The organism is Caulobacter sp. GW821-FHT09A05 (assembly GCF_059418465.1).
The window spans coordinates 262,598-286,454 of the sequence record NZ_JBWKPX010000003.1 but is presented as its reverse complement, the minus strand read 5'-3'; the positions used below and the strand labels follow the sequence as shown (position 1 = coordinate 286,454).

General features: G+C 70.0%; 23 protein-coding genes and 1 tRNA gene. 14 read left to right on the top strand and 10 right to left on the bottom strand.

Annotated features, from left to right (window positions below):
- Position 1: 1 nt before the first annotated feature.
- A tRNA-Ser gene (locus AC07NX_RS04500) sits at positions 2–91 on the bottom strand.
- Positions 92–229: 138 nt separating this feature from the next.
- On the opposite strand from AC07NX_RS04500, the gene AC07NX_RS04495 reads away from it, so the two are divergent.
- From AC07NX_RS04495 to AC07NX_RS04445, 11 genes are all read left to right on the top strand, one after another.
- On the top strand, positions 230–1,258 hold the full coding sequence (locus tag AC07NX_RS04495) for a septal ring lytic transglycosylase RlpA family protein (RefSeq protein WP_494639510.1): 1,029 nt from the start codon (positions 230–232) through the stop codon (positions 1,256–1,258).
- Between the two features lie 108 nt (positions 1,259–1,366).
- Positions 1,367–1,993 (top strand): dTMP kinase, encoded by a 627-nt coding sequence (gene tmk, locus AC07NX_RS04490; protein ID WP_494639509.1) that lies wholly within the window; start codon positions 1,367–1,369, stop codon positions 1,991–1,993.
- A gap of 3 nt (positions 1,994–1,996) precedes the next feature.
- Positions 1,997–3,001 carry a DNA polymerase III subunit delta' gene (locus AC07NX_RS04485; protein WP_494639508.1) on the top strand — a complete coding sequence of 335 codons (1,005 nt, stop codon included), beginning with the start codon at positions 1,997–1,999 and terminating at the stop codon, positions 2,999–3,001.
- Positions 3,002–3,005: 4 nt separating this feature from the next.
- Positions 3,006–3,782, top strand: coding sequence for a TatD family hydrolase (locus AC07NX_RS04480; RefSeq protein ID WP_494639506.1), 777 nt, complete (start codon positions 3,006–3,008; stop codon positions 3,780–3,782).
- Positions 3,782–4,585: an MBL fold metallo-hydrolase gene (locus AC07NX_RS04475; RefSeq protein WP_494639505.1), complete on the top strand. Its 804-nt coding sequence runs from the start codon at positions 3,782–3,784 to the stop codon at positions 4,583–4,585. The genes AC07NX_RS04480 and AC07NX_RS04475 overlap by 1 nt, the downstream gene beginning before the upstream one ends.
- Before the next feature lie 333 nt (positions 4,586–4,918).
- Positions 4,919–5,011 (top strand): potassium-transporting ATPase subunit F, encoded by a 93-nt coding sequence (locus AC07NX_RS04470; protein ID WP_132095333.1) that lies wholly within the window; start codon positions 4,919–4,921, stop codon positions 5,009–5,011.
- A gap of 13 nt (positions 5,012–5,024) precedes the next feature.
- Entirely contained in the window at positions 5,025–6,737 is a 1,713-nt protein-coding gene (gene kdpA / locus AC07NX_RS04465) for a potassium-transporting ATPase subunit KdpA (protein WP_494639504.1), read from the top strand.
- A gap of 19 nt (positions 6,738–6,756) precedes the next feature.
- Positions 6,757–8,826 (top strand): potassium-transporting ATPase subunit KdpB, encoded by a 2,070-nt coding sequence (gene kdpB, locus AC07NX_RS04460; protein ID WP_494639502.1) that lies wholly within the window; start codon positions 6,757–6,759, stop codon positions 8,824–8,826.
- Positions 8,827–8,853: 27 nt separating this feature from the next.
- The gene (gene kdpC / locus AC07NX_RS04455) at positions 8,854–9,435 is read left to right on the top strand and encodes a potassium-transporting ATPase subunit KdpC (RefSeq protein WP_494639501.1); all 582 of its coding nucleotides are present in this window, start codon (positions 8,854–8,856) and stop codon (positions 9,433–9,435) included.
- A gap of 3 nt (positions 9,436–9,438) precedes the next feature.
- A complete protein-coding gene (locus AC07NX_RS04450; protein WP_494639500.1) occupies positions 9,439–12,117 on the top strand; it encodes a DUF4118 domain-containing protein in 2,679 nt (892 codons plus the stop codon).
- An 8-nt stretch (positions 12,118–12,125) separates the two neighbouring features.
- Entirely contained in the window at positions 12,126–12,833 is a 708-nt protein-coding gene (locus AC07NX_RS04445; RefSeq protein ID WP_051964624.1) for a response regulator, read from the top strand.
- Between the two features lie 54 nt (positions 12,834–12,887).
- Here AC07NX_RS04445 and AC07NX_RS04440 read toward each other — a convergent pair whose 3' ends face one another.
- The 3 genes from AC07NX_RS04440 to AC07NX_RS04430 are packed head-to-tail and all read right to left on the bottom strand — an operon-like array spanning position 12,888 to position 13,517.
- Positions 12,888–13,058 (bottom strand): hypothetical protein, encoded by a 171-nt coding sequence (locus AC07NX_RS04440; RefSeq protein ID WP_494639499.1) that lies wholly within the window; start codon positions 13,056–13,058, stop codon positions 12,888–12,890.
- A 31-nt stretch (positions 13,059–13,089) separates the two neighbouring features.
- On the bottom strand, positions 13,090–13,272 hold the full coding sequence (locus AC07NX_RS04435; RefSeq protein ID WP_494639497.1) for a coiled-coil domain-containing protein: 183 nt from the start codon (positions 13,270–13,272) through the stop codon (positions 13,090–13,092).
- On the bottom strand, positions 13,269–13,517 hold the full coding sequence (locus AC07NX_RS04430; protein WP_494639496.1) for a hypothetical protein: 249 nt from the start codon (positions 13,515–13,517) through the stop codon (positions 13,269–13,271). The genes AC07NX_RS04435 and AC07NX_RS04430 overlap by 4 nt, the downstream gene beginning before the upstream one ends.
- A 488-nt stretch (positions 13,518–14,005) precedes the next feature.
- Between AC07NX_RS04430 and AC07NX_RS04425 the strand changes: the two genes are divergently transcribed.
- On the top strand, positions 14,006–14,341 hold the full coding sequence (locus tag AC07NX_RS04425) for a hypothetical protein (protein WP_494639495.1): 336 nt from the start codon (positions 14,006–14,008) through the stop codon (positions 14,339–14,341).
- Between the two features lie 248 nt (positions 14,342–14,589).
- Here the strand turns inward: AC07NX_RS04425 and AC07NX_RS04420 are convergent, their stop codons facing one another.
- On the bottom strand, positions 14,590–15,258 hold the full coding sequence (locus AC07NX_RS04420) for a response regulator transcription factor (protein ID WP_035076468.1): 669 nt from the start codon (positions 15,256–15,258) through the stop codon (positions 14,590–14,592).
- 325 nt (positions 15,259–15,583) lie between these two features.
- Between AC07NX_RS04420 and AC07NX_RS04415 the strand changes: the two genes are divergently transcribed.
- Together AC07NX_RS04415 and AC07NX_RS04410 are read left to right on the top strand one after the other, a co-directional pair.
- Positions 15,584–16,276: a sigma-70 family RNA polymerase sigma factor gene (locus AC07NX_RS04415; RefSeq protein WP_494639494.1), complete on the top strand. Its 693-nt coding sequence runs from the start codon at positions 15,584–15,586 to the stop codon at positions 16,274–16,276.
- 155 nt (positions 16,277–16,431) lie between these two features.
- Positions 16,432–17,049, top strand: coding sequence for a flavin reductase family protein (locus tag AC07NX_RS04410; RefSeq protein WP_494639493.1), 618 nt, complete (start codon positions 16,432–16,434; stop codon positions 17,047–17,049).
- 7 nt (positions 17,050–17,056) lie between these two features.
- Here AC07NX_RS04410 and AC07NX_RS04405 read toward each other — a convergent pair whose 3' ends face one another.
- From AC07NX_RS04405 to AC07NX_RS04385, 5 genes are all read right to left on the bottom strand, one after another.
- Entirely contained in the window at positions 17,057–18,208 is a 1,152-nt protein-coding gene (locus AC07NX_RS04405) for a DSD1 family PLP-dependent enzyme (protein WP_494639491.1), read from the bottom strand.
- Positions 18,209–18,219: 11 nt separating this feature from the next.
- Positions 18,220–19,494: a D-arabinono-1,4-lactone oxidase gene (locus AC07NX_RS04400; RefSeq protein ID WP_494639489.1), complete on the bottom strand. Its 1,275-nt coding sequence runs from the start codon at positions 19,492–19,494 to the stop codon at positions 18,220–18,222.
- Positions 19,495–19,534: 40 nt separating this feature from the next.
- The gene (locus AC07NX_RS04395; protein ID WP_494639487.1) at positions 19,535–20,236 is read right to left on the bottom strand and encodes a TetR/AcrR family transcriptional regulator; all 702 of its coding nucleotides are present in this window, start codon (positions 20,234–20,236) and stop codon (positions 19,535–19,537) included.
- A gap of 67 nt (positions 20,237–20,303) precedes the next feature.
- Positions 20,304–21,488: an MFS transporter gene (locus tag AC07NX_RS04390; RefSeq protein WP_494639485.1), complete on the bottom strand. Its 1,185-nt coding sequence runs from the start codon at positions 21,486–21,488 to the stop codon at positions 20,304–20,306.
- Between the two features lie 2 nt (positions 21,489–21,490).
- Complete coding sequence (locus tag AC07NX_RS04385; protein WP_494639483.1) at positions 21,491–23,749, bottom strand: TonB-dependent receptor; 2,259 nt, start codon at positions 23,747–23,749, stop codon at positions 21,491–21,493.
- Positions 23,750–23,857 lie beyond the last annotated feature (108 nt).

The following is a 23,857-nucleotide window of genomic DNA, read 5'->3' as shown; positions in this document are numbered from 1 at the left end:
GTGGCGGGCAGGGTGGGATTCGAACCCACGGTGGACTTTCACCCACGGCGGTTTTCAAGACCGCTGCCTTAAACCACTCGGCCACCTGCCCGGAGCAGGGGCCTATATCAGCGGTCGTCCGCCCGCTCCAGTCGTTTCCGGCGCGTTTCGGTCGCACCTTTCATTAACCAGACCTCAAGTCTCCTGAACGACCCTTCCGCTCCAGATGAGAGTGATCGGGAGCAGGCGTTTGGACCAGGCATGCGAAACGCGGGGCGCGGGACGTCCGCTGCGCGGACTGGCGGCCGTCGCGCTCGGCTGCGCCGGCCTGGCCGCCTGCGCCACGCCGATGCCGACCCGACTGCCGCCGACCGCCTCGTCCCAATCGACCGCCAGGCCCTATTCCGGCCCGCCCGCGCCAGGCTCGACCGCGGGCCTGCGCGGCACCGAGAAACCCTACCAGATCAAGGGGATCTGGTATTATCCCAAGGCCGACCGCGACTATGACGAGAAGGGGATCGGCTCCTGGTACGGCGAGCAGTTCCACAATCGCCGCACGGCCAATGGCGAGATCTTCGACATGGACGTGCCGTCGGCGGCCCACAAGACCCTGCCGCTGCCCAGCATCGTCGAGGTCACCAACCTGGACAACGGCCGCAAGATGCAGGTCCGGGTCAACGATCGCGGGCCGTTCGTCGACGGCCGCATCATCGACCTGTCCAAGGCCGCCGCCCAGCAGCTGGGCTATGGCCGGGCGGGCGTGGCCCGTGTCCGCGTCCGCTACATCGGCCCGGCCGGCAAGACCCCGTTCGACCAGCGCCGGATGATCGCCTCGGCCCCGCCGCCGGCCGAGCCGCGGTCCCAGGCGCGTTATGCCCCGCCGGCCAGGACCCGCGTCTACAATTCTGGCCTGCCGCCGGCCCAGGCCGCCTACGCGGCGCCACCGCCGCCCAAGGCCGCCGACCTTGGCTATGTCCCATCCACGCCCCCCGTCCCGGCCGAGCCCGCGCCGGTTCTCGCCGCCGCCGAGACGGTCAGCGGCGGCGCGGGAAGCGCCTATCGCGTCCAGGCCGGATCCTTCGCCAACCGGGGCAACGCCGAACGCGCCATGGCCCAGTTGGGCGGGGCCGGGGAGACCTCGATCGAGTCGATTCCGCGCGCCCAGGGCGTGCTTTACCGCGTGGTGGTTCAGGCCGGTCCCGACGAGGCCGAAGCCTTCGGCGTGCGCGATCGCGTCGCCGCCCTGGGTTTCTCCGACGCCACCGTGCTGCGGCCCTAGCAGGCGTCGGCCCGAAAAACGGGCCCTGGTTTTCGGAAAAGGCCGACGGCCTGGACCGAGCCGCGATCGCCTCTGGACAAGATGGACGTTACGGCCGATTTGAAGCCCGTGACGCGTGGAACCTTCATCAGTTTCGAGGGCGGCGAGGGGGCTGGAAAGTCGACCCAGATCCGCCGCCTGGCCGAACGCCTGAAGGCGGAGGGCGCCGACGTGGTGCTGACCCGCGAACCGGGCGGCAGCCCCGGCGCCGAGCAGATCCGCGACCTGATCCTGAACGGCGACGCCGACCGCTGGTCGCCGGTCACCGAGACCCTGCTGATGTACGCCGCGCGCCGCGACCACATCGAGCGGGTGATCCGGCCGGCCCTGGACCGCGGGGCCATCGTGCTGTGCGACCGCTTCGCCGACAGCACCCGGGCCTACCAGGGCGCGGGCGGCGAGGCGCCGATCGGCCTGATCAAAGCGCTGGAGGAGCAGGTCCTGGGCGGCACGACGCCGGACCTGACCCTGATCTTCGACATTCCGGCCGAGGTGGGGCTCAAGCGGGCCCTGGCCCGCGGCGGCGAGGCGCGCTTCGAGTCCAAGGGGCTGGCATTCCACCAGCGCCTGGGCGAGGCCTTCCTGGAGATCGCCCGCCGCGAGCCCGAGCGCTGCGTGGTGATCGAGGCCGACGACGCGATCGACGCGGTCTGGGCCGACGTCTGGGACGCGGTGTCCACCCGGCTGGGCCTGTAGGCCATGGACGCGCCGCCCCATCCGCGCGACGTGTTCGCCATCGACGGCGTCGAGGCCGCCGAACTGGCGTTCCTGGACGCCCTGGACCGCGGCCGGCTGCACCACGCCTGGCTGCTGACCGGACCCGAGGGCGTCGGCAAGGCGACCCTGGCCTATCGCATGGCCCGCCGCCTGCTGGGCGCGCGGCCCGATCCGGCGTTCGGCGTCCTGGGCTCGGCGCCGACCGATTTCGTCAGCCGCCAGGTCGCCGCGCGCTCGCACCCCGACCTGATGGTGCTGGAGCGGGCCACCGACGACGGCAAGGCCCGCAAGTCGATCCCGGTGGACGAGGCCCGCCTGCTGCCGGCCTTCTTCGCCAATTCGCCGGCCGTCTCGCCCTATAGGGTGGCGATCATCGACGCGGCCGACGACCTGAACGTCAACGCCGCCAACGCGGTGCTGAAGACCCTCGAGGAACCGCCGCCGCGCGGGGTGATCCTGCTGATCAGCCATTCGCCGGGCCGCCTGCTGCCCACCATCCGCTCGCGCTGCCGCCGGCTGGCGGTGCCCGCGCCGGACCTCTCCAAGGCCGCGGCCATGGTCGAGCAGCGGGCCGGGGTCTCGGCCCACGAGGCCGACCGCCTGGCCCGGATGGCCAAGGGCGCGCCGGGCCGCGCCCTGCAACTGGCCGCCGCCGGGGCGCTGGAGGCCGACGACGCGGCCGGCGAGATCCTGCGCAAGCTGCCCGACCTGGACGAAGGCGCGCTGCTGGCCATGGCCGACACCTTCCGGGGCGCCGAGGGAGTCGCCCGGTTCGAGTTGCTGTTCGATCGCCTGGGCGACCAGATCCACGCCATGGCCACCGGCATGGCCGGCGAGCGGACGCCGGCGGGCCTGGACCGCTGGGTGGCGGCCTGGGAGAAGATCGTCCGCGCGCCGGGCGAGGCCGAGGCGGTGAACCTCGACCGCGCCGACGTGTTCTGGACCGCGATCATGGACTTGCGCGCCGCCGCCCGGGCGGCCATGTGACCGCATGCTCATCGACAGCCACGTAAACCTGCACGCCCATCAGTACGACGAGGACCGCCAGGCGGTGATCGACCGCGCCCGCGAGGCCGGGATCGAACTGATGGTCACCATCTGCGACAAGATCCCGTCGTTCGAGGCCGTCCACGCCATCGCCATGGCCCATGACGACATCTGGTGCACGGTCGGCGCCCATCCGCACGAGGCCAAGGACCATGTCGAGCTGACCACCGAACGCCTGGTCGAACTGGCTGGCCGGCCCAAGGTGATCGGCATCGGCGAGACCGGCCTGGACTTCCACTACGACCTCAGCCCGCGCGACGTGCAGGCGAGCGTGTTCCGCGCCCACGTGGCGGCGGCGCGCCAGACCGGCCTGCCGCTGGTGGTCCACACCCGCGAGGCCGACTCGGTAATGGGCGACATCCTCGAGGCGGAACACGCCAAGGGGCCGTTCAAGATCCTGATGCACTGCTACACCAGCGGCGCGGAGCTGGCCAAGCGGATGGCGGGGCTGGGGGCCTGGTTCTCGGTCTCGGGCATCGCCACCTTCAAGCAGGCCCAGCAGGTGCGCGACATCATCGCCGACATGCCGGCCGACCGGATCATCCTGGAGACCGACTGCCCCTATCTGGCCCCCGTGCCGATGCGCGGCCGCCGCAACGAGCCGGCCTACCTGCCGCACGTGCTGGACAAGCTGGCCGAAGTTCGGGGCTGGACCCGGGCGGAGGCCGAGGCCCGCACCGAGGACGCCTTCTTCGCCCTGTTCGACCGGATCCCGCGCTGATGGCCGGCAAGCTGGAGTTCACGATCCTGGGCTCCGGCTCGTCGGGCGGCGTGCCGCGCGCCGACGGCAACTGGGGCGATTGCGACCCGGCCGAGCCGAAGAACCTGCGCACCCGCTGCTCGATGCTGGTGCGCCGGCCGAGCGCCGATCCCGAGGCCGAGACCACGGTCGTAGTCGACACCGCCCCGGACTTCCGGCTGCAGGCGGTGAGGGCGGGGGTCAAGCGGGTCGACGCCTGCCTGTTCACCCACGATCACGCCGACCAGGCCCATGGCATCGACGACCTGCGCCCGTTCTTCCTGAACCATCGCCGGCGCGTGCCGACCTATATGGACGCCTATACGACGGAAAGCCTGCGGCGACGGTTCGACTACATCTTCCAGAGCCGCGGCGGCTATCCGGCCATCTGCGACGCCCACCTCATCCCGCCGCACGGCCAATCCTGGACAGTGGACGGTCCCAGCGGCGCGATCCCGGTGACCACCTTCGACGTCGACCACGGCGAGATCCGCGCCGTCGGCTACCGCTTCGGCGGTGTCGCCTACACGCCCGACGCCATCGGTTTTCCCGAGGCGAGCTGGGCGGCGCTGGGCGATCTCGACGTCTGGGTGGTGGACGCCCTGCGCTGGACGCCGCATCCGACCCATGCCCATGTCGGCCTCGCCCTGGAGTGGATCGCCCGCGCCAAGCCGCGCCGGGCCATCCTGACCAACCTGCATATCGACTTGGATTTCAACGCCTTGGCGGCGAAACTTCCGGCCGGGGTCGAGCCGGCCTATGACGGGCTGACGTTCGAGGTCTGAAGCGCCCGCCCACTACGGTTGTCATCTCGGACGTAGCGGAGCGAAGATCCGGGACCGCAGGAAGCGCCGAGTTCACGCGTCGATCCCGGATCAGCGCGCTACGCGCTTGTCCGGGATGACAACCGTAGTAGGCGGGCGCCAAGCGTCCCGTTCCCCACCTTTACGCTCCCCTTATGCCGACCTGCGCCATCCCGCATGGAGCCCTTACGCGCCTCCGTGGTCCCCTGCCGGCCAAGTTAGCAGGAGGCCTTGGATGGCTGATCTCATCTTCGTGGCGTCGGGCGTGGGGCTGTTCGCGGCCTTCGCCGTGTTCGCCGTCGCCCTGAGGCGCGTGTGACCATGCTGGTGAACGTGCTGTGGGCAGCCGGGGCGCTGGTCGTCGCGGCGTACATGGTCGTGGCCCTGCTGCGACCCGACAAGTTCTGACGGAACTCATCTCATGAATTGGCAAGGCTGGGCGGAAATCGCCCTGACGCTGGGCCTGGCGGTCGCGATCGGCTGGCCGCTGGGCTCGTACATGTCGCGGGTCTGGAACGGGGAGCGCACCTGGCTCGATCCCGTACTGCGTCCCGTCGAGGGCGCCTTCTACAAGGCCTGCGGCGTCGATCCCGAGAAGGGCCAGAGCTGGTACGGCTATGCCGGCGCCCTGCTGGCCTTCAACCTGGTCGGCTTCCTGCTGGTCTATGCGGTGCTGCGCCTGCAGGGCGTGCTGCCGCTGAACCCGCAGGGCTTCCCCGGGCTTTCCGGGCACCTGTCGTTCAACACCGCGATCAGCTTCGTCACCAACACCAACTGGCAGAGCTACGCCGGCGAGACCACGATGTCGACGCTGAGCCAGATGCTGGTGCTCACGACCCAGAACTTCGTCTCGGCCGCCACCGGCGCGACCATCGCCGCGGCCCTGGCCCGGGCGTTCGTCGCCAACCGCGGCGAGGGCGTCGGCAACTTCTGGGCCGACCTGGTGCGCACCACGCTCTACGTGCTGCTGCCGCTGTCGTTCGCCCTGGCCGTCGTGCTGGTGCTGCTGGGCATGCCTCAGACCCTGGCCGCCGGCGTCACCGCCCACACCCTGGAGGGCGCCGACCAGAAGATCTCGCTCTACGCCACGGCCTCGCAGGAGGCCATCAAGATGCTGGGCATCAACGGCGGCGGAATCTTCAACGCCAACTCGGCCCATCCGTTCGAGAACCCCACGCCGCTGACCAACCTGATCACCGCCGTCTCGATCAACGTGCTGGGCTGGGCCGCCTTCTTCGCCTTCGGCCGCAGCGTGATGGCGCGCAAGGATATTCGGGCCCTGGTTGTCGCGGGCATGGTCCTGCTCGCCGCCGGCGCGGCGACGATCTATGTCACCGAAACCCAGCCGGCCCCGGCCCTGGCGGCCGCCCATGTCGACGCCTCGGTCAACATGGAAGGCAAGGAGACCCGCTTTGGCGCCCCGGCCACGGCCGCCTGGGCCGCCATGACCACCGGCGCCTCCAACGGCTCGGTCAACGGCATGCATTCCAGCCTGATGCCCCTGGGCGGCGGCATGGCGATGTTCCTGATGCACCTGGGCGAGATCCTGCCCGGCGGCATCGGCTCGGGCATCGCGATCATGGTCGTCATGGCCGTGCTGTCGGTGTTCGTGGCCGGCCTGATGGTGGGCCGAACCCCGGAATACCTCGGCAAGAAGATCGAGGCCCGCGAGGTGCAGCTGTCGATCCTGGCCGTCGTGGCCATCCCGGTCTCGACCCTGGGCTTCTCGGCCATCGCGGCTGTGCTGCCCGAGGCGCTGAAGGGCCTGATGCATTCGGGACCGCACGGCCTGTCGGAGATCCTCTACGCCTACACCTCGGCCACGGCCAACAACGGCTCGGCCTTCGCCGGCCTGACCGCCAACGCCCCCTGGTGGGACGCGACCCTGGGGGTGGCCATGGCCATGGGCCGGTTCATGCCGATCATCGCCGTCCTGGCCATGGCCGGCTCGCTGGCCGCCAAGCCCAAGCTGGCCCCGTCCGCCGGGACCCTGCCCACCGACGGCGGTCTGTTCATCGGCCTGCTGATCGGCGTGATCCTGATCCTGGGCGGCCTGCAGTTCTTCCCCGCATTGGCGCTGGGACCGATCGTCGAGCACTTCCAGGTGCTCGCCGCGGTCGCCAGCCTGCACTGATCGCAAAGGCGATTTGAAGATGACGACCCTAGAAACCCATGCCGGAGAGGGGCGCCGCAAGGCCAGCGCCCTGACCGGCGGCCTGTCCGCGGCCATCCTGAGCCGCGCGGCCAAGGACGCCTTCGTCAAGCTGGACCCGCGCAAGCTGACCGGCAATCCGGTGATCTTCGCCACCTGGATCGTGGCTCTGCTGTCGACGGTTTCGGCCGTGGCGGCCGTGGCCGATCACCAGGCGGCGGGCTTCGCCATCCAGGTCGCGGCCTGGCTGTGGGCCACCGTGCTGTTCGCCAACCTGGCCGAAAGCGTCGCCGAGGGGCGGGGCAAGGCCGCCGCCGACAGCCTGCGCGCCACCCGCGTCACCACCAACGCCAAGCTGATCATCGACGAGAAGACCGGCGCCATCGTCCCGACCGCCGCCCACAAGCTGGTCCCGGGCGAGGTGATCCTGGTCGAGGCCGGCGACGTGATCCCCACCGACGGCGAGATCATCGAGGGCATGGCCAGCGTCAACGAGGCGGCCATCACCGGCGAGAGCGCGCCCGTCATCCGCGAGAGCGGCGGCGACCGCTCGGCCGTCACCGGCGGCACCACCGTGGTGTCGGACTGGATCAAGGTGCGCGTCACGGCCTCTCCGGGCAGCACGTTCCTGGATCGCATGATCGCCATGGTCGAGGGCGCGGACCGTCGCAAGACGCCCAACGAGATCGCCCTGGCCGTGCTGCTGGCCGGCCTGACCCTGATCTTCCTGATCGCGGTCGTGACCCTGCTGGGCCTGGGCCGGTTCTCGGGCGTGGCCCTGGACCCGCTGGTGCTGGGGGCGCTGTTCATCACGCTCATTCCCACGACGATCGGCGGGCTCCTTTCGGCTGTCGGCATCGCTGGCATGGACCGGCTGATGAAGCACAACGTCCTGGCCACCTCCGGCCGGGCCGTGGAGGCGGCCGGCGACGTCGACACCCTGCTGCTCGACAAGACCGGCACCATCACCTTCGGCAACCGCATGGCCACCGAGGTGATCGCCGCGCCGGGCGTGCGTCCCGAGGCCGCCCTGCGCGCCGCCGTCAGCGCCTCCCTGGCCGACGAGACCCCGGAAGGCCGGTCGATCGTCGAGCTGGGCCGCAACGCTGGAATCGTCATCGAGGCGCCCGAAGGCGCGACCTCGATCGCCTTCAGCGCCTCGACGCGACAGTCGGGCCTGGACGCCGGTGGAATGTCCTGGCGAAAGGGAGCGGTCGACGCCGTGTACCGCTCCCTCGCGCTCGACCCAAAGCTGGTCCCCGCCGAGATGACGGCCGCCGTCGACCGCATCGCCCGCTCGGGCGGCACGCCCCTGGCGGTCAGCGAGAACGGCGTCCTGGTCGGCGTCATCCACCTGAAGGACGTGGTCAAGCCGAACGTCAAGGAACGCTTCGCCGACCTGCGCCGCATGGGCCTGCGCACCGTGATGATCACCGGCGACAACCCGGTGACCGCCGCGGCCATCGCTTCGGAGGCCGGGGTCGACGACTTCCTGGCCGAGGCCACGCCGGAGGACAAGCTGCGGCTGATCCGCGAGGAGCAGGGCAGGGGCCGGCTGGTGGCCATGTGCGGCGACGGCGCCAACGACGCCCCCGCCCTGGCCCAGGCGGATGTCGGCGTGGCCATGCAGACCGGCGCCCAGGCCGCCCGCGAGGCCGGCAACATGGTCGACCTCGACAGCGACCCGACCAAGGTCATCGAGATCGTCGAGGTGGGCAAGCAGATGCTGATCACCCGCGGCGCCCTGACGACCTTCTCGATCGCCAACGACGTGGCCAAGTACTTCGCCATCATCCCGGCGATGTTCGTGGTCGCCCTGCCGGCCCTGGGCGCGCTGAACGTCATGCGGCTGCACAGCCCGCAGAGCGCCATCCTGTCGGCGGTGATCTTCAACGCCCTGGTGATCGTCGCCCTGATCCCGCTGGCGCTGAAGGGCGTGAAGTACCGGGCCGTCGGGGCCGGAAAGCTGCTGTCGCGCAACCTGACCGTCTACGGCCTGGGCGGCCTGGTCGCCCCGTTCGTCGGCATCAAGCTGATCGACCTGATCGTATCCGGCCTCGGCTTGGCCTAAGCTGCAATTCTCGGAGACTTAAAGCTCATGCTCTCCCACCTTCGCCCCGCCATCGTCTCGATGGGTCTGTTCACGGTCCTGCTGGGCCTGGCCTATCCGCTGGCCGTCACCGGCGTCGCCCAGGCGGCGTTCCCGGGTCAGGCCAACGGCAGCCTGGTGCGCGACGCCAAGGGCGCGGTCGTCGGCTCGGCCCTGATCGGCCAGGCCTTCGCCCAGCCCGGCTACCTGCACCCGCGCCCTTCGGCGGCCGGCGCCAACGGCTACGACGCCTCGGCCTCCAGCGGCTCGAACCTGGGGCCGCTGAACCCGGCCCTGGCCGAGCGGGTCAAGGCCGAGGCCGACGCCCTGCGCGCCGAGAACCCCGGGGCCGCCATCCCCGCCGACGCGGTGACCACCTCGGGCTCGGGCCTGGACCCGGACATTTCTCCGGAGTACGCCCGGTTCCAGGCGCCCCGTATCGCCAGGGCGCGGGGGGCTCCGGTCGCCGCCGTCCAGGCGGTGATCGAGGGCCAGATCCAGAGACGGCTGTTCGGTTTCGTCGGCCAGCCGCGGGTCAATGTGCTGGCGGTCAACCGGGCGCTCGACGCCCGCTTCCCGAAAGGCGGCTAGCGATTGCCGGCTGACGATCCGAAACGTCCCGATCCCGAGGCGCTCCTGGCCGCCGCCGTCAAGGCGGGCCGGGGGCGCCTGAAGGTGTTTCTGGGCATGGCGCCGGGCGTGGGCAAGACCTACGAGATGCTGCGCGCCGCCCGCCGCCGCAAGGCCGACGGCCAGGACGTGCTGATCGGCCTGGTCGAGACCCACGGCCGGCGCGAGACGGAAAGCCTGCTGCGCGGCATGGACGTGCTGCCGCGCAAGCCCATCGACCATCGCGGCCACGTGATGATGGAGTTCGACCTCGACACGGCCCTGGCCCGGCGGCCGACCCTGCTGCTGGTCGACGAATACGCCCATTCCAACGCCCCGGGCTCGCGCCATCCCAAGCGCTGGCAGGACGTCGAGGAACTGCTGGCGGCGGGGATCGACGTCTGGACGACCCTGAACGTCCAGCACCTGGAAAGCCTGGTCGACGTCATCCAGCGGATCACCGGCGTGCGCCAGCGCGAGACCGTGCCCGACAGCGCCCTGTCGCGGGCCGACGCCATCGAACTGATCGACATCACGCCGGAGGAACTGCGCGACCGGCTGACCGAGGGCAAGGTCTATGTGCCCGAGACCGCGCGCCTGGCCTCGGAGAACTTCTTCAAGGTCGAGAACCTGACCGCCCTGCGCGAGCTGGCCCTGCGCCGCGCGGCCCAGACCGTCGACGACCAGCTGGTCGCCGCCATGCGCGAGAAGGGGGTCGAGGGCCCCTGGGCGGCGGGCGAGCGGATCCTGGTGCTGGTCGGCGGCGACGCCATGGCCTCGGGCCTGGTGCGGGCCGGCCGGCGATTGTCGGACATGATGATGGACGCGCCCTGGACGGTGACCCATGTCGATCGCCTGGACCAGCCAGCCAAGGGCCCGGCCGCGGCGGCCCGGCTCCGCGACGCCCTGAAGCTGGCCGAGCAGCTGGGCGGCTCGACCGTGGTGCTCAGCGGGGCCGACATCGTCGCCACGGTCATGGCCTACGCCCGCCGCAACAACGTCACCCAGATCGTCATCGGCAAGTCGGCCGACAGCCGCTGGCGCGAGCTGCTGGGCCGGTCCCTGGCCGCGGCCCTGCTGCGCGAGGCGCGCGGCGCGGCCATCCACGTGGTCACCGAAGCCACGCACGAGGCGGTCGTCGAGGCGCCCGTCCGCCGGCGCATGGTGGACTGGACCGCCTATCTGCTCGCCGCCGGCTGCGTGGCCGCCGCCACGGTCGTGGCCTGGGGCCTGGACGTGGCGTTCGACCGCGTGGACCTGGGCATGATCTTCCTGGCCGCCGTGCTGGCGGCCGGGGTGCTGCGGGGGCTGCGGCCGGCCCTGGCGGCGGCGACGGTGGCGTTCCTGGTCTACAACTACATGTTCCTGGAGCCGCGCCACTCGTTCGCGATCGGCACGCCGACCGATTTCCTGACCCTGATCGTCTTCTGGGCCGTGGCCCTGGCGGCCGGCGGGCTGGCGGGACGGGTGCGGGACCAGGGCCGCGACGCCCAACGGCGGGCCTCGGCGGTCTCGGCCCTGCTCGCCGCCAGCCGGACCTTCTCGGCCGCGGCCGGGCGCGAGGCGGCGGCCAAGGCCCTGGCCGAGCAGACGGCCGCGGCGGTCGGCGCCAAGGCCGTGGTGTTGCTGCCCGCCAACGGGGAGCTCCAGCCCGCCGCCGGGGCCCCGACGCTGGAGGAGCTGGACGCCGCGCCCATGGCCGCCGCTCGCTGGGCCTGGGAAAAGGGCGAAGCGGCGGGGTTCGGCACCGGCACCCTTCCGCAGGCCCGCTGGACCTTCTGGCCGCTGGAAGGCGTGCGCTCGCGGGCCGGGGTGGCGGGGGTGGAGGCGGGCGCGATGATCGCCGGCTCCGAGGACGAACGGCTGCTGCTGGCCTTGCTGGAGCAGGGGGCGGTGGCCCTGGAACGGGCCGAGCTGGCCTCCGAGGCCGTCGAGGCCGAGACCCTGCGCCGCGCCGACCGCTTCCGCTCGGCCCTGCTCAACTCGATCAGCCACGACCTGCGCACGCCGCTGTCGACGGTGCTGGGCGCCTCCAGCACCCTGCTCGACTACGGCAAGGGCATGACGCCGGCGGTGCGCGACGACCTGCTGCTCAGCATCCGCGAGGAGGCCGAACGGCTGAACCGCTATGTGGGCAACCTGCTGGACATGACCCGGCTGGAAGGCGGGGCGCTGCGGCTGCGCACCGACTGGACCGACGTGCGCGACGTGCTGGGCGCGGCGGCCGACCGGGTCTCGCGCCGCCTGGAGACCCGGGTCCTGGCACGCGACTTCCCGGTCGAGCTCAGCCTGGTGCGCGCCGACTCCAGCCTGCTGGAGCAGGCCGTGGTCAACATCCTGGAAAACGCCATCGCCTACAGCCAGGATGGCGCCCGGATCGAGATGGCCGCCTACGAGGACCGGTCCAACGTGGTGATCAGCATCGAGGACGAGGGCAGGGGCATACCGACCGCCGAGCTGGAGCAGGTGTTCGAGAAGTTCCGCCGCATGGAGGAGCCCACCGACCGCCACCAGGGCGCGGGCCTGGGCCTGTCGATCTCCAAGGGCTTCGTCGACGCCATGGGCGGACGGATCGCCGCCGCCAGCCCGATCCACGACGGCAAGGGCACGCGGATCCTGATCAGCCTGCCCAAGGCGATCGCGACTCCGCATCATCTGCTATGAGCGTGGGCATGACCGCTGGCCAGAACACGGGAATGCGCCAACGCATCCTGATCATCGACGACGAGCCGCAGATCCACCGGTTCCTCGGCCCGGCCCTGGACGCCGCCGGCTACGAGCCCCTGCGCGCCGACAGCGGCCAGGAGGGCCTGCGCGGCATCGCCCTGTGGTCGCCCGACGCCGTGGTGCTGGACCTGGGCCTGCCCGACATGGACGGCAAGGCGGTGCTGGAGAAGGCCCGCGCCTTCTACGAGGGCCCGATCGTCATCCTCTCGGCCCGTGACCGCGAGGCCGAAAAGATCCAGGCCCTGGACCTGGGCGCCAACGACTATGTGGAAAAACCGTTCGGAGTCGGGGAGTTGCTGGCGCGCCTTCGCGTGGCGCTGCGCCAGCGCGGCCAGGCCCAGGGGCCGCTGGCGCCGATCCGGGCGGGCGCGGTCGAGATCGACCTGGAAAAGCACCTGGTGACCCGCGACGGCGCCGTGGTGAAGGTCTCGCCCCGCGAATACGACGTGCTGGCGCGCCTGGCCCAGGCCCGGGGCAAGGTGCTGACCCACAAGGACCTGCTGACCGCCGTCTGGGGCCCGGCCCACGCCCACGACACCCAGTACCTGCGGGTGTTCGTCGGCCAGCTGCGCCAGAAACTGGAGGCCGATCCATCGACCCCGGCGATGATCCTGACCGAGCCGGGGATCGGTTACCGCTTCATCGGCGACTGATGGACCGGACGAGCTTCCGGAACGATCGTCGCAAAACTTCAGAGGCTTATTGGACTAATCCGAGTCCTTGACGTCCCGGTCCGCCAGGGCGGCGACGCCCTTGGCGGTGATCACCCAGCCGCCGCCGTTGCGCTCCGCCAGGCCCAGGTCGGTCAGGCCCCGCGCATCGGCGATGTTGATCCAGTCGACGGCCTTGCCGGCCTTCTTGTGGGCGAGGTTCCTCAAGGCGGCGAGTTGTCCCGGGGAAAGCGTCATCCTACTGGCCGCCCGACAGGGGGTCCGGCGACAGGGTCGCCCGGCGACCGCTCACCCGCTCCAGGTCCTGCTGCAGGCGCAGGAGCTGGCCGGACAGGCTGGTGACGTCGTCCTGAAGCTGGGCGTTGCGTCGCTTGAGATAGTCGTTTTCGCGCCGCAGGGTCTGGGCCTCCTCGTCCGTCACTGGTCGGCTCCCGCCGCCGTCACCGGCGCCGCGCGGATCACGGCCCGCAGCAAGGCGGCGCGATGGGCGGAGAGTTCGGGCGACTTGAGCTCCAGGCGGGCGCCCTCGACGATCCGTCCCTGATGGCGGCTCCCCAGGAACAGCGTTTCGGCGCGAATTTCCTGGGCCGTGATCTGGTGGATGCCGATGAGGTCGAGCAGGGCGGTCCAGCGCGTGGCCTGACGCGCGTCCGGTCGGTCGGACATGAGGTCCTTTCAGGCCGGCGATCCCGCATGGCGCGGGGCGATCACCGGCGCCGCCCATCATAGCGCGGTCGCGCGCCAATAGCTTCGACGCTTTTCCATCATCCGGAAACAACCCCGGCGTTCGGGCGAGCTCGGCGGCCGCGACGTCAATCCGCCGGTCGCGTAGGTCTTTTTCCCCGGCCAGGGAAGGGATCCGCCTGATTTCGGACCGAGCGGAAGGCCAGGATAACGGTGGACAGCCTTGAAGAAACAGACCACGCATGGGCTCTGGTGTCCGGCGCGCGTTCCATGCGGCGCAGGATGGTTCTTGACGACACGTGCGCCGTTCGTTCGAGGCCGGCGAATTTCGCGAATGCCCGGCTGTCGGCCTCCCCCTCCAGCCCCTCATTTGCACTAGTTAACAATTGAAGCGGGCCAAACAGGGTTTTGTCCGTTCTAGTCTGATGTCGCCGTGGGATTCGCCCGCGGGGAGTCCGCCGTGGCGCCGCTTGAACGCGATGGATATGGTCGTTCCGTCGCCGACATTCGACGGCCGTATCCGTCCGTATCTGCTCGCACCTTGTTTTCGCAGCGACATGCCGATGACAAATCTTGAGATCCGAGTAGCCGCGCTTCAGTTCCTCAGCCTCCGCCTCTGCGCGGCGCTGTCGCTCGAACAGCTCGAGGAAATCCGGCAGTCGGTCTTGGGCGGGGTTCGGGCGACGGACGCCGAGTCCATACAGATGCAGTCGGAACTGCTGAAGCTGCTGGACGAAGCCATCGAGCGCGCTCGCCAGAAGCAGGCGGCCACGAGCGCGGTCAAGAACTCGGCTCACCTGGCCTGACCCGCGGTCGTAGGGGTTTTCCTGTATCGACCTAGGGTTTGACCTGATGGCGCTCGAGCCGTCACGGCCGCATTCTGGCGCCGCCCGCTCGTCAAGGCGTCACCCCCGATTTCCCTTGGCAAACCGCGGCGCGCTCATTCCCCCAAGAGCGCGGTCGTGGTCGCGGGCCGGAGAGCCGGCCCTCATGTCCCGACGCATGTGCCGGGCCGGCTCTCCCTTCCATCCCGGGCGATCTTGCTATCGAGCCGCTAGGCTTCGATCAGCTTGTTGCGGATGGCGTACCGCACGATGTCGGCCAGCGAGTGGGCGCCCAGCTTTCGCATGATGTTGCCGCGATGGCTCTCGACGGTCTTGACGCTGATGTCGAGCATCGAGGCGATGACCTTGTTGCTGCGCGACTCGGCCAGCAGCTGGACGATCAGCAGCTCGCGCGTGGTCAGGGTCTCGGCCCCTTCGATGACCTCGCCCAGCCCGTGAACCCCGGGCGAAAGATAGCCGCGCAGCACGGCGTCGGTGATGCCCGGGCAGAAATAGGGCTTGTGGTTCAGCAGCGAGGCGACGGCGGCGATGATGTGGTCGGTCGAGGCCGACTTCAGCACGAAACCCCGCGCGCCGGCGCTGAACACCTCGCGCACCAGCTGCTCGCTGTCGTGCATGGTGAAGATCAGCAGCTCGGTGTGGGTCTTCAGCTTGCGAACGTCGCGGGCGACGATCACGCCGCTCACGTCGGGCATGCTGATGTCCAGGATCATCACGTCCGGAACCAGCTCCTTGGCCAGGCGGATCGCGTCCCGGCCGTTGGAAGCCTCGCCGCAGATGGTCCAGCCCGGCTGTGATTCCAGCGCCTCGCGCAGTCCTGCGCGCACGATCGAATGATCGTCGGCGAGCAGAATGGTCGGGGCGCTAGGCAAGGGCATCTTCGATTCTCGCTCCGAGGAGAGTGCGCACCATGATTGTCCGTTTTCGAGGAGAACGCTTGCTGAATTTTCCGCGCGAAGTTGCGGAATACTCCATCTTCGAACTTCTAGTGGTCCAGGTCGACACCTACACGTCTCGCGACGAGACCATGTCGCGGCGGCGACGGCGGGGGAACTTTCCGGGCCAATTCTTTCCCCGATGGCCCGCGCCCGGCGGTGCGCAATTCGAGCCGTTTGCTCCTACAGCCAGGGTTTCACCCGATTGAGGCGGCGCCGCGCCCGGCGGAAAGTCCGGACGCCGCCCACGTCTGACTTCGGAGCCTCCATGACGGACATCACCCCGACCGCGAAACTTCTCGAGACCTCCGCCCGCTGGAACGGCGCGAAGGCCGCGCTCGCGGACGAGGCGCGCAGCTTCGTGTCCCCGCCGGGCTGTCCGACGCCGCTCGACGAAGACGAGTTCAGGCGGCAGGTCGTGGCCAGCATCCCGCTTCTGCGGTCCTTCACCCGTGGCCTTTGCGGGAACGTGACGGCGGGCGACGACCTGGCGCAGGACACCTTGCTCAAGGCCTGGCGGCACCGGGCGCAGTTCACGCCGGGCACGAACCTCAAGGGCTGGCTGCTGAAGATCGCGCGCAATCACTTCTATTCGCATCGCCGTCGCCAGTGGCGGGAGGTCCCCTTGGATCTGGCCATCGGCGCCCAGACCCCGACGGTCGGGGGCAACCAGGTCCAGTCGCTGATCCTCAACGACCTGCGCAACGCGCTGGCCACCCTGAGCGACGAGCAGCGCGAGGCGATGATCCTGATCGGGGCGGGCGGCTTCTCCCATCGGCAGGCGGCGCAGATGTGCGACGTGCCGGAGGGAACGATGAAGAGCCGGGTCTGCCGGGCGCGCGCCAAGCTGGCCTCCCTGTTGGACCATGGCGACGTGGACCATGACGCCGAGCCCGCCTCGCGGGCGGCCCACCTGATCCTGGCCGAGTTGTCGACCTTGGCGGAGGCCCGGGCCAGCTAGAAGGCCGGAGATGTGGTCCGGCGGCTGGCGGGCCGCGGGACATGGGAACCGCACGACCTTCCGTAGATCCTTGTTTTGGCGTCACTTTCACGGAAGGTCCGCCTCCACTTTTCCGTGCGATGCTCTAAGACGGGCCTCGATCCAGCGAGGCGCCCATGACCGAGATCCATTCCTACGACCCCAAGGCCGGCCATGGCCTGCGACACGACCCCCTGAACGCCATCGTCGCGCCCCGGCCGATCGGCTGGATCTCGACGGTCAGCGCCGCGGGCGTCCGCAATCTGGCGCCCTACAGCTTCTTCAACGCCTTCAACTACAAGCCGCCGATCATCGGCTTTTCCAGCACGGGCTGGAAGGATTCGGTGCGCAACATCGAAGAGACCGGCCAGTTCGTCTGGAACCTGGCGACGCGCCCCCTGGCCCAGGCGGTGAACGCCACCTCGGCGATGGTTCCCGACCATGTCGACGAGTTCGCCCTGGCCGGCCTGACGGCCGCGCCGTCGCACCGGGTCGTCGCGCCCCGCGTCGCCGAGAGCCCCGTGGCGTTCGAATGCCGCCTGACCCAGATGATCCGCCTGAGCGACGCCGAGGGCGCGCCGGTGGACGCCTGGCTGACCCTGGGCGAGGTGGTGATGGTCCATATCGACCGGGCGCTGCTGGTCGACGGCGTCTACGACACCGTGGCCGCCGAGCCGATCCTGAGGGGCGGCGGCGCGGGCGACTATTTCGGGATCGACGAGGCGGGAAAGTTCCAGATGTTGCGGCCAGGTTGACCGGCGCCTAGCGCGAGCGTCCCCGCGCCGACACGGGCCACAGCGCCACCAGGGTGTCGCCGTCGACCACGTGGTAGGTGTCGTAGAGGTTCACGGTCGGATCGCAGTGTGGCGCGCCCAGGATCACCCGGTCGTCGAGGCCGGGCGGCGTCGTTCCGGGCGGCGGCAGGATCGCCCCGTGCTCGTCGCCCATGAAGAAGTAGCGCGACCCGTCCGGCGCCCCGCCCAGCACCGTGGGCGGATCGGCGTCGGTCGACAGCGCCTTGAAGCCGGCGTCGACCGTGACCAGGCCGGGGGTGTTGGCGCTGACCACCCGGGCGTCGATCAGCAGCGCGGGCTCGTACGGGCTGTTGTCCGCCCCGTCGCCGGCGATATCGCAGACCAGGTACTGGCCGTCCATGAACACGTAGGAGCCGACCTGGAACTCGGTGAAGATCCCAAGCTCCGCGTCGATCCGGTGCGAGCCGGTGCCCGAGCCCGAGACGATCGGCGGCGGCCCGCCGGCGGCGGTCAGGGCGTCGATCACCGAGCGGATATAGGCGCCGCGGTCCTCCAGATTGGCCTTGCGGTCGGCGAAGCCCTCGATGTGCTGCTGCATGCCGCAATAGCACTGCAGGCCGGCATAGATCAGGCCCGGTTGGGCCTGGATGGCCCGCAGCAGCGCGACCGCCGCCTCGGGCGAAGTCACGCCGGTGCGGTGGATGCCGGGATCCAGGTCGATGACCACCTTCAGCGCCTTGCCGGCCGCCTCCGCCGCCGCACCGAGGGCGGCGACATTGGCCGGATGGTCAACCACGGCCATCAGGTCGGTGGTCTTGCCGTTCAGGGCGATCAGCCGGGCGACGGCGGGCGCCGAGACCACCGGCGAGGTGATCAGCAGGCCAGTCGTCACCCCGCCCTCGGCCAGGACCTCGGCCTCGCCGATCTTGGCGCAGCACAGGCCCACGGCTCCGGCGGCGATCTGCAGCTTGGCGATGTCGACGCTCTTGTGGGTCTTGGCGTGGGGCCGCAGCTTGACGCCCTTGCCGGTCGCGAACGCCGCCATGCGGGCGATGTTGCGCTCCAGGGCCGGACGGTCGATCACCAGCACCGGCGTGTTGAGGGCGCGGCGCGAGCCTTGGGCGCCGATCAGGCCGGCGTGCAGGTCTTGGTCGGTCATGGCGGGTCCTGTCAGAGGCCGAAGAGCTGGGTCAGGTGGGGGTTGGCGAACTTTCCGGCCGGGTCCCAGGCCTTGCAGGCCGCCACGAAGTCGCCGGCCCGCGGATAGAGCCGGTGGACGTCGGCCGTGGTCAGGGTGTGGCGCTTGGCCCAGTGGGGACGCCCCGCGCCGTCGCGCAGCACGGCCTCCATCTCGGCGAAGGCCGGCCGCCAGGGCATCCTGGCGTACTGGTGGAACGAGATCGAGGCGCCCGGGCCGGCGTTGAACGGGCTCATCCAGATGTCGTCGCCGGCCGCCAGGCGGAACTCGAACGGGAAGGTGATCGGCAGGCGGCGCTTGCGGATGTGGGCCATGGCCGCCTTCAGGGTCGGCAGGCCGGCGGCGCGGGGCAGCTCGTACTCCATCTCCTCGAAGCGGATGTTCCGCTCGGACGGGAAGATCGCGTAGGCCGGGCCGACGCGGCGGCTGGCCTTGCCCATCATCCGCATCATCAGGCGCTGCAGCGAGGGGGTCAGGAACGGCGCGGCGGCGCAGATGTCGCAGATGGTCTTGAAGGTCGCCTCGCTGTCTTCCCCGATCTCCCGGGCCGGCCGGTCGGGTGCCTCGGCCTCGACGGGGTGCAGGGTCTTGAAGATCACCTCGTCCGAATAGGGGAAGACGAAGAACTCCATGTGCCGGGTGGCCGCGGCCAGCTCGTCCAGGCGCTCGGCGACCTCGGCCAGGGGCCGGCGCTCGACCCGCTCCTCCAGGTGATAGGCGGGGACGACATGGATCCGGATCTCGACGGCCACGCCCAGCAGGCCCAGCGACAGGCGCTGGGCCTGGTAGAGTTCGGGGTTCTGGTCGGGGCCGCATTCGACGATCGCGCCGTCGGCGGTCATCAGCCGGAAGCCGCAGGCCTGGGTCGACAGGCTGCCCAGCGCCGCGCCGGTGCCGTGGGTGCCGGTCGAGATGGCGCCGGCCAGGGATTGGGGATTGATGTCGCCCTGGTTGATCAGCGACAGGCCCTGGTCCCACAGGGCCGCCGTCAGGCGCTTGAGGCTCCAGCCGGCGGGGGCCCAGGCGGTCTTGCGGTCGGCCGCGATCTCGATCGCGCCTTCGTAGTCGGACAGGTTCAGCAGCAGGTCGCTGGTCTCGCACAGCGGCATGAACGAGTGGCCGGCCCCGACGACGCGGACCTTGCCGGCCTGTTCCACCAGCGACGCCAGTTCGCCGGCGTCACGCGGCCTGGCGATCAGGCGAGGGGAGGCCGCGACGCTGCCCGACCAGTTGCTCCACCCCGTCATCCGCATCTCTCCGTCTGCGACGCAAGGATGATAGTAAAAACTATCGTTCTTGCAACTGGTCGTTCCACGGAACCAGCGACGGATCGCCGAAGGTATCGAAATACCGCTCGAACAGCAGGCAGACCTCGCGGCTGAGGGCCAGGGCGTCCTGGTCCGGTTCCTCGACGGCCATTTCAGTGGCCGAATAGGTCAGCTCGACCATCATCCGCATGGCCAGCCGCACGCGGCCGTCCGGCGCGTCCGGATAACGGGCCTTGAGGATCTCGGCGAACTGGCCGGCCACCATGTCGCGCGAGGCGAAGCGCAACTGCTGCAGCATGGGCACGGCGCGCAGGGCCCGGCCGATCGCCGCGCCGCCGGGAAAGCGCCGGGTCATCTCGATCATCTCGGTCAGCATCGCCACGTTCTTCTCGACGCGCTCTGCGGCGGTGTCCCCCTCCAGCCCACCGGCCTCGATCCAGGCGAAGACCATGTCGTCCTGGGCCTTCATCAGCCGGTCGCCCAGTTCCTTGAGGATCGCGTACTTGTTGGGGAAGTAGCGGTAGAGGGCCGGCGGGGTCAGGCCGGCGCGCTTGCAGATGGCGTTGGTGGTCAGTTGTTCGAAGCCGATCTCGCCCAGCATCTCGCCGGCCGTGGCCAGCACGACCTCGTAGGTGTCCTGCCCGCGAGCCTGGGTCGGCTGCAGCTTGGCGTCCAGCGCGATGTCGGGGCTGGCGGTCTTCCTGGCCGTCGCCTTCGGCATGCGGTCTCTCCTTCAGGTCCGTCCTGGACTAGAACGCTTCGAGGAAAAAACCAATCGCTTCGACGCCTTAGCGCGATCTTGTCAGATGCAGGAAGGTGATGATCGCCAGGGTGACCAGGGCCAGGCCGACGCCCAACCAGACCGCCGGCCGCACGTCGGCGCCGCTGACCACGAACGAAGCCAGCAAGGGCCCCGCGCCGCAGCCCAGCAGGCTGGCGCCGGGCCCCAGCAAGGCGGCCCGGCGGCTGGGATCGGCCTCGATGGCCAGCGGCGTCAGATAGGGCGAGGCGAACAGCCAGACGAAGCCGAACACGCCGGCGGCCACCAGGAACACCGCCGCCGACGGCAGGCTCGCCATGACGAACAGGGCGCCGATCGCCAGGATCACGGCGACCGCCAGGGACCAGAACCACGACAGCCGTCCGGCCAGGGCCGTGGCCGCCGCGCCGCCCGCGACCTGGGCGGCCAGGGACACCGCGAAGGCGGCGCTGGCGACGCTGGCCGGATGCCCGGCCTGGCGTGACAGGGGCTCGGCATAGATCCAGACGGCCAGGATGAAGGCCAGGAAGCAGAAGACGGCCGCCAGGGCGATCCAGCCGCGCGCGCTGGGCAGGCCCTTGGGATTGTCCTCGGTCTCGACCAGGGGCGTATAGGCGCCCGGTATGCCCAGGCCGGCCACGGCGGCCGAGACGGTGAGCGCGGCCAGCACCACGAAGCCGCCGTCCGGTCCGAAGGGCCCGACGACGAAGGCGCCGATCGCGCTCACCACGCCCAGCTGCAGCAGGGTCTGGATGGTCAGGTAGAGTCCCGCCCAGCGTTCGGGGCGCGGCGCGCGGACGATCATGCCGGTGATCAGCCAGATCATCACGCCGGCCGGAAGGCCCGCGACGGCGCGCACCAGGATCAGCAGGTCGCCCGAGACGCGGGTCGTGGCCAGGTCCAGGGCCGCCAGAGCCAGGGCGCCGCTCAGGGCCGCCAGCCGCAGCCGGCGCTCGCCGAACAGCGGGCCGAGCACGGCCGCCCCGATCCCCATCGCCACCAGCTCGCCCATGCCGGCCAGGCCCAGCTGGTTGGCGGTCAGGCGGCCGGCGCCTTCCAGCCCGCCCAGCAGCAGCGGCCCGACCCCGGGAAACAGCACCCCGACCAGGCCGATCCAGAACACCGTCAGGCGCTGGCCCAGGCTGGGCGGCGGGCCGATCCAGGCCCCCGCGGCGGCGGGGGACGGGGCGACGGCGGCGGGCGCCTCGGCCACGCTCAATAGCGGGCCCGGAGGTAGAGGCCGTAGGTGCGCGGCGGGCCCATGCTGAACACGTCGAAGCCGAAGGCGGCGATCGGGGTAATGTCGGAGATGTTGGTGGTATCGGCCAGGTTCTTGCCCCACACGCCCAGTTCGTAGCGCCCGTCGGCGAAGGCCCAGCCCAGCTGACCGTTGACATAGGCCCGGGCCTTGTCGCTGAGCCGCTCGGTGTTGGCCGTGTCGTAATAGACCTTGCCGCGATAGGTGAAGTCCAGCTGGCTGATCAGCTTGCCGGCTCCCACCGGGTGCTCGTAGCGGGCCGCGCCGTTCAGGCTGGCCTTGGGGGCCGAGGGCAGGGTGTTGCCCGAATAGTCGTCGCCCAGCGACTGGAAGTCCTTGTATTCCGCGTTGAGCAGCGACGCGCCCAGGGTCAGGGACAGGCCGGTCATCGGCCGCGCCTCGATCTCGGCCTCGCCGCCATAGACCCGGGCCTTGGAGGCGTTGGTGAACAGCTGCACCGGCAGGCCGTTGCGCTGGATCACCGTGTAGACCTGCAGGTCCTTGTAATCGTAGTAGAAGGCCGAGACGTTCACCCGCAGGCGGCGGTCCAGGAACTCGCTCTTGGCGCCCACCTCGTAGGCGTTGACGGTTTCGTCGCGATAGGGACCCAGGTCCGCCGGGTCGGTGGTCTGGCCGCTGAAGAAGCCGCCGCTCTTGGTCCCGCGATTGTAGGTCGCATAGACGTTGGCGTCGTCGCTGATCGCATAGCGCAGGCCCACCCGGCCCGAGATCGAGCTGAAGGTCTTCTGGTTGTCGTATTCGAACAGGGTCAGCAGGCCGTGGTCGACGTCGCTGACATAGTGGAAGGTCTTCTTGTCCTGCGACCAGCGCAGGCCGCCGGTCAGGGTCAGTTTCGGGGTGAGATCGTAGTCGACCTGTCCGAAGGCGGCGTAGCTGGTGGTCTTCTGGTGCAGCGGCCAGCCGAACACGCCGACGCTGTTGGCCGGATCCATGCCGGTGGGGTTGTTGACCGGATCGGGGACCCGCAGCACTTCCAGGACGTTGTAGTGGCTGTCGTTGTCGAGGTTGTCGCGAGCCGCGTAGACGCCGGCGACCCAGCGCAGGGCGGTCGCGCCGTTCGATTGCAGGCGAAGCTCCTGGCTGGTGGTGTCCTGCTCGGCGATGTAGCGGGCGTCGAAGATCGAGATCGGGTTGGCGTCGGTCTCTTCGTAGTCGTCGCGCCTGGCCCGCTGGTAGCCGGTGATCGAATACAGCGTCACGCCGCCGAAGTCGTAGCTGACGGCGCTGGTCGCCCCGAACAGCTTGACGATGTCCTTGCCCTCGAAGCGGTAGTCGCCCTCGTACTTGTTGCTGCTGGTGTTGGCGTAGCCGGCGACGTTCGTGCACTGGCCCGAGGTGTAGTAGGCCGGCTTGCAGAAGATGTAGCCGAAGGTCGGATCGGGATCGGCCGTGCTGGCCGCCTCGGCCGTCTGGGCCACCAGCGAGCGGTTGTAGGTCAGGATCGAGCCCCCGCTCGACTTGCTGTAGCTGGCCGAGACGTCGACGGTCAGCCTGTCGTCGGGTGTCCAGCGCAGGGCGCCGCGCACGGCCTTGCGATCGGCGTCGTTGCCCTTGTTGCCGGTCAGGCGGTTGAGCGTGTAACCGTCGCTCTTGTCGTAGAGACCGGCGATGCGGAAGGCCAGGGTGTCGGCGATCGGACCGCCGAAGCCGCCCTGGACGTTCAGCGCATTGAACCGGCCGTAGTCGACGGCCAGGTCGCCCTCGGGCGTGTCGCTCGGCTTCCTGGTGGTGACGTTGATCGCGCCGCCGGTGGTGTTGCGGCCATAGAGCGTGCCCTGCGGTCCGCGCAGCACCTCCACCTGCTGCAGGTCGTAGAAGCCGGCCATCTGGGCCAGGGGCGAGGCCACATAGACCCCGTCGACATAGACCCCGACCGCGCTGGCCGTGCTGGGGTTGAAGTCGTTGACCCCGATGCCGCGGATGAAGATGCGCGGGTTGGCGGCGTTGTCGTCGGTCTTGATCTGCAGGCCCGGCGACAGGCCCGACAGGGCCAGCACGTCGCCCACCCGCTGGTCCTTGAGCTGGTCGGCGGTCAGGGCGGTCACCGAGACCGGCACGTCCTGGAGGTTTTCCGCGCGCTTCTGGGCGGTGACGACGATCTCGTCGAGCGCGGTCGCCTGCTGGGCGAGGGCCTGCCCCGCCGCCGCCGTCATCGCCGCGCCAGCGACCCCCGCGAGCACCTGGAGCTTCCGCATTCCATACCCCCGTTTCTGCCTGTGCGGGGATATAGTAGTTATAACTATCGTTATGGCAAGCAGCGTTCATGGAGCGGCGTTCGGCCGCCCGAGCGACCGCGAACCAGC

Coding starts and splice junctions, on each gene's coding strand:
- AC07NX_RS04475 (WP_494639505.1), top strand. CDS start 3,782: ATGGCCGGCAAGCTGGAGTTCACGATCCTGGGCTCCGGCTCGTCGGGC.
- kdpA (WP_494639504.1), top strand. CDS start 5,025: ATGAATTGGCAAGGCTGGGCGGAAATCGCCCTGACGCTGGGCCTGGCG.
- AC07NX_RS04445 (WP_051964624.1), top strand. CDS start 12,126: ATGACCGCTGGCCAGAACACGGGAATGCGCCAACGCATCCTGATCATC.
- AC07NX_RS04420 (WP_035076468.1), bottom strand. CDS start 15,258: ATGCCCTTGCCTAGCGCCCCGACCATTCTGCTCGCCGACGATCATTCG.
- AC07NX_RS04400 (WP_494639489.1), bottom strand. CDS start 19,494: ATGACGGGGTGGAGCAACTGGTCGGGCAGCGTCGCGGCCTCCCCTCGC.
- kdpC (WP_494639501.1), top strand. CDS start 8,854: ATGCTCTCCCACCTTCGCCCCGCCATCGTCTCGATGGGTCTGTTCACG.
- AC07NX_RS04385 (WP_494639483.1), bottom strand. CDS start 23,749: ATGCGGAAGCTCCAGGTGCTCGCGGGGGTCGCTGGCGCGGCGATGACG.
- AC07NX_RS04395 (WP_494639487.1), bottom strand. CDS start 20,236: ATGCCGAAGGCGACGGCCAGGAAGACCGCCAGCCCCGACATCGCGCTG.
- AC07NX_RS04410 (WP_494639493.1), top strand. CDS start 16,432: ATGACCGAGATCCATTCCTACGACCCCAAGGCCGGCCATGGCCTGCGA.
- kdpB (WP_494639502.1), top strand. CDS start 6,757: ATGACGACCCTAGAAACCCATGCCGGAGAGGGGCGCCGCAAGGCCAGC.
- AC07NX_RS04430 (WP_494639496.1), bottom strand. CDS start 13,517: ATGTCCGACCGACCGGACGCGCGTCAGGCCACGCGCTGGACCGCCCTG.
- AC07NX_RS04480 (WP_494639506.1), top strand. CDS start 3,006: ATGCTCATCGACAGCCACGTAAACCTGCACGCCCATCAGTACGACGAG.
- AC07NX_RS04485 (WP_494639508.1), top strand. CDS start 1,997: ATGGACGCGCCGCCCCATCCGCGCGACGTGTTCGCCATCGACGGCGTC.
- AC07NX_RS04405 (WP_494639491.1), bottom strand. CDS start 18,208: ATGACCGACCAAGACCTGCACGCCGGCCTGATCGGCGCCCAAGGCTCG.
- AC07NX_RS04415 (WP_494639494.1), top strand. CDS start 15,584: ATGACGGACATCACCCCGACCGCGAAACTTCTCGAGACCTCCGCCCGC.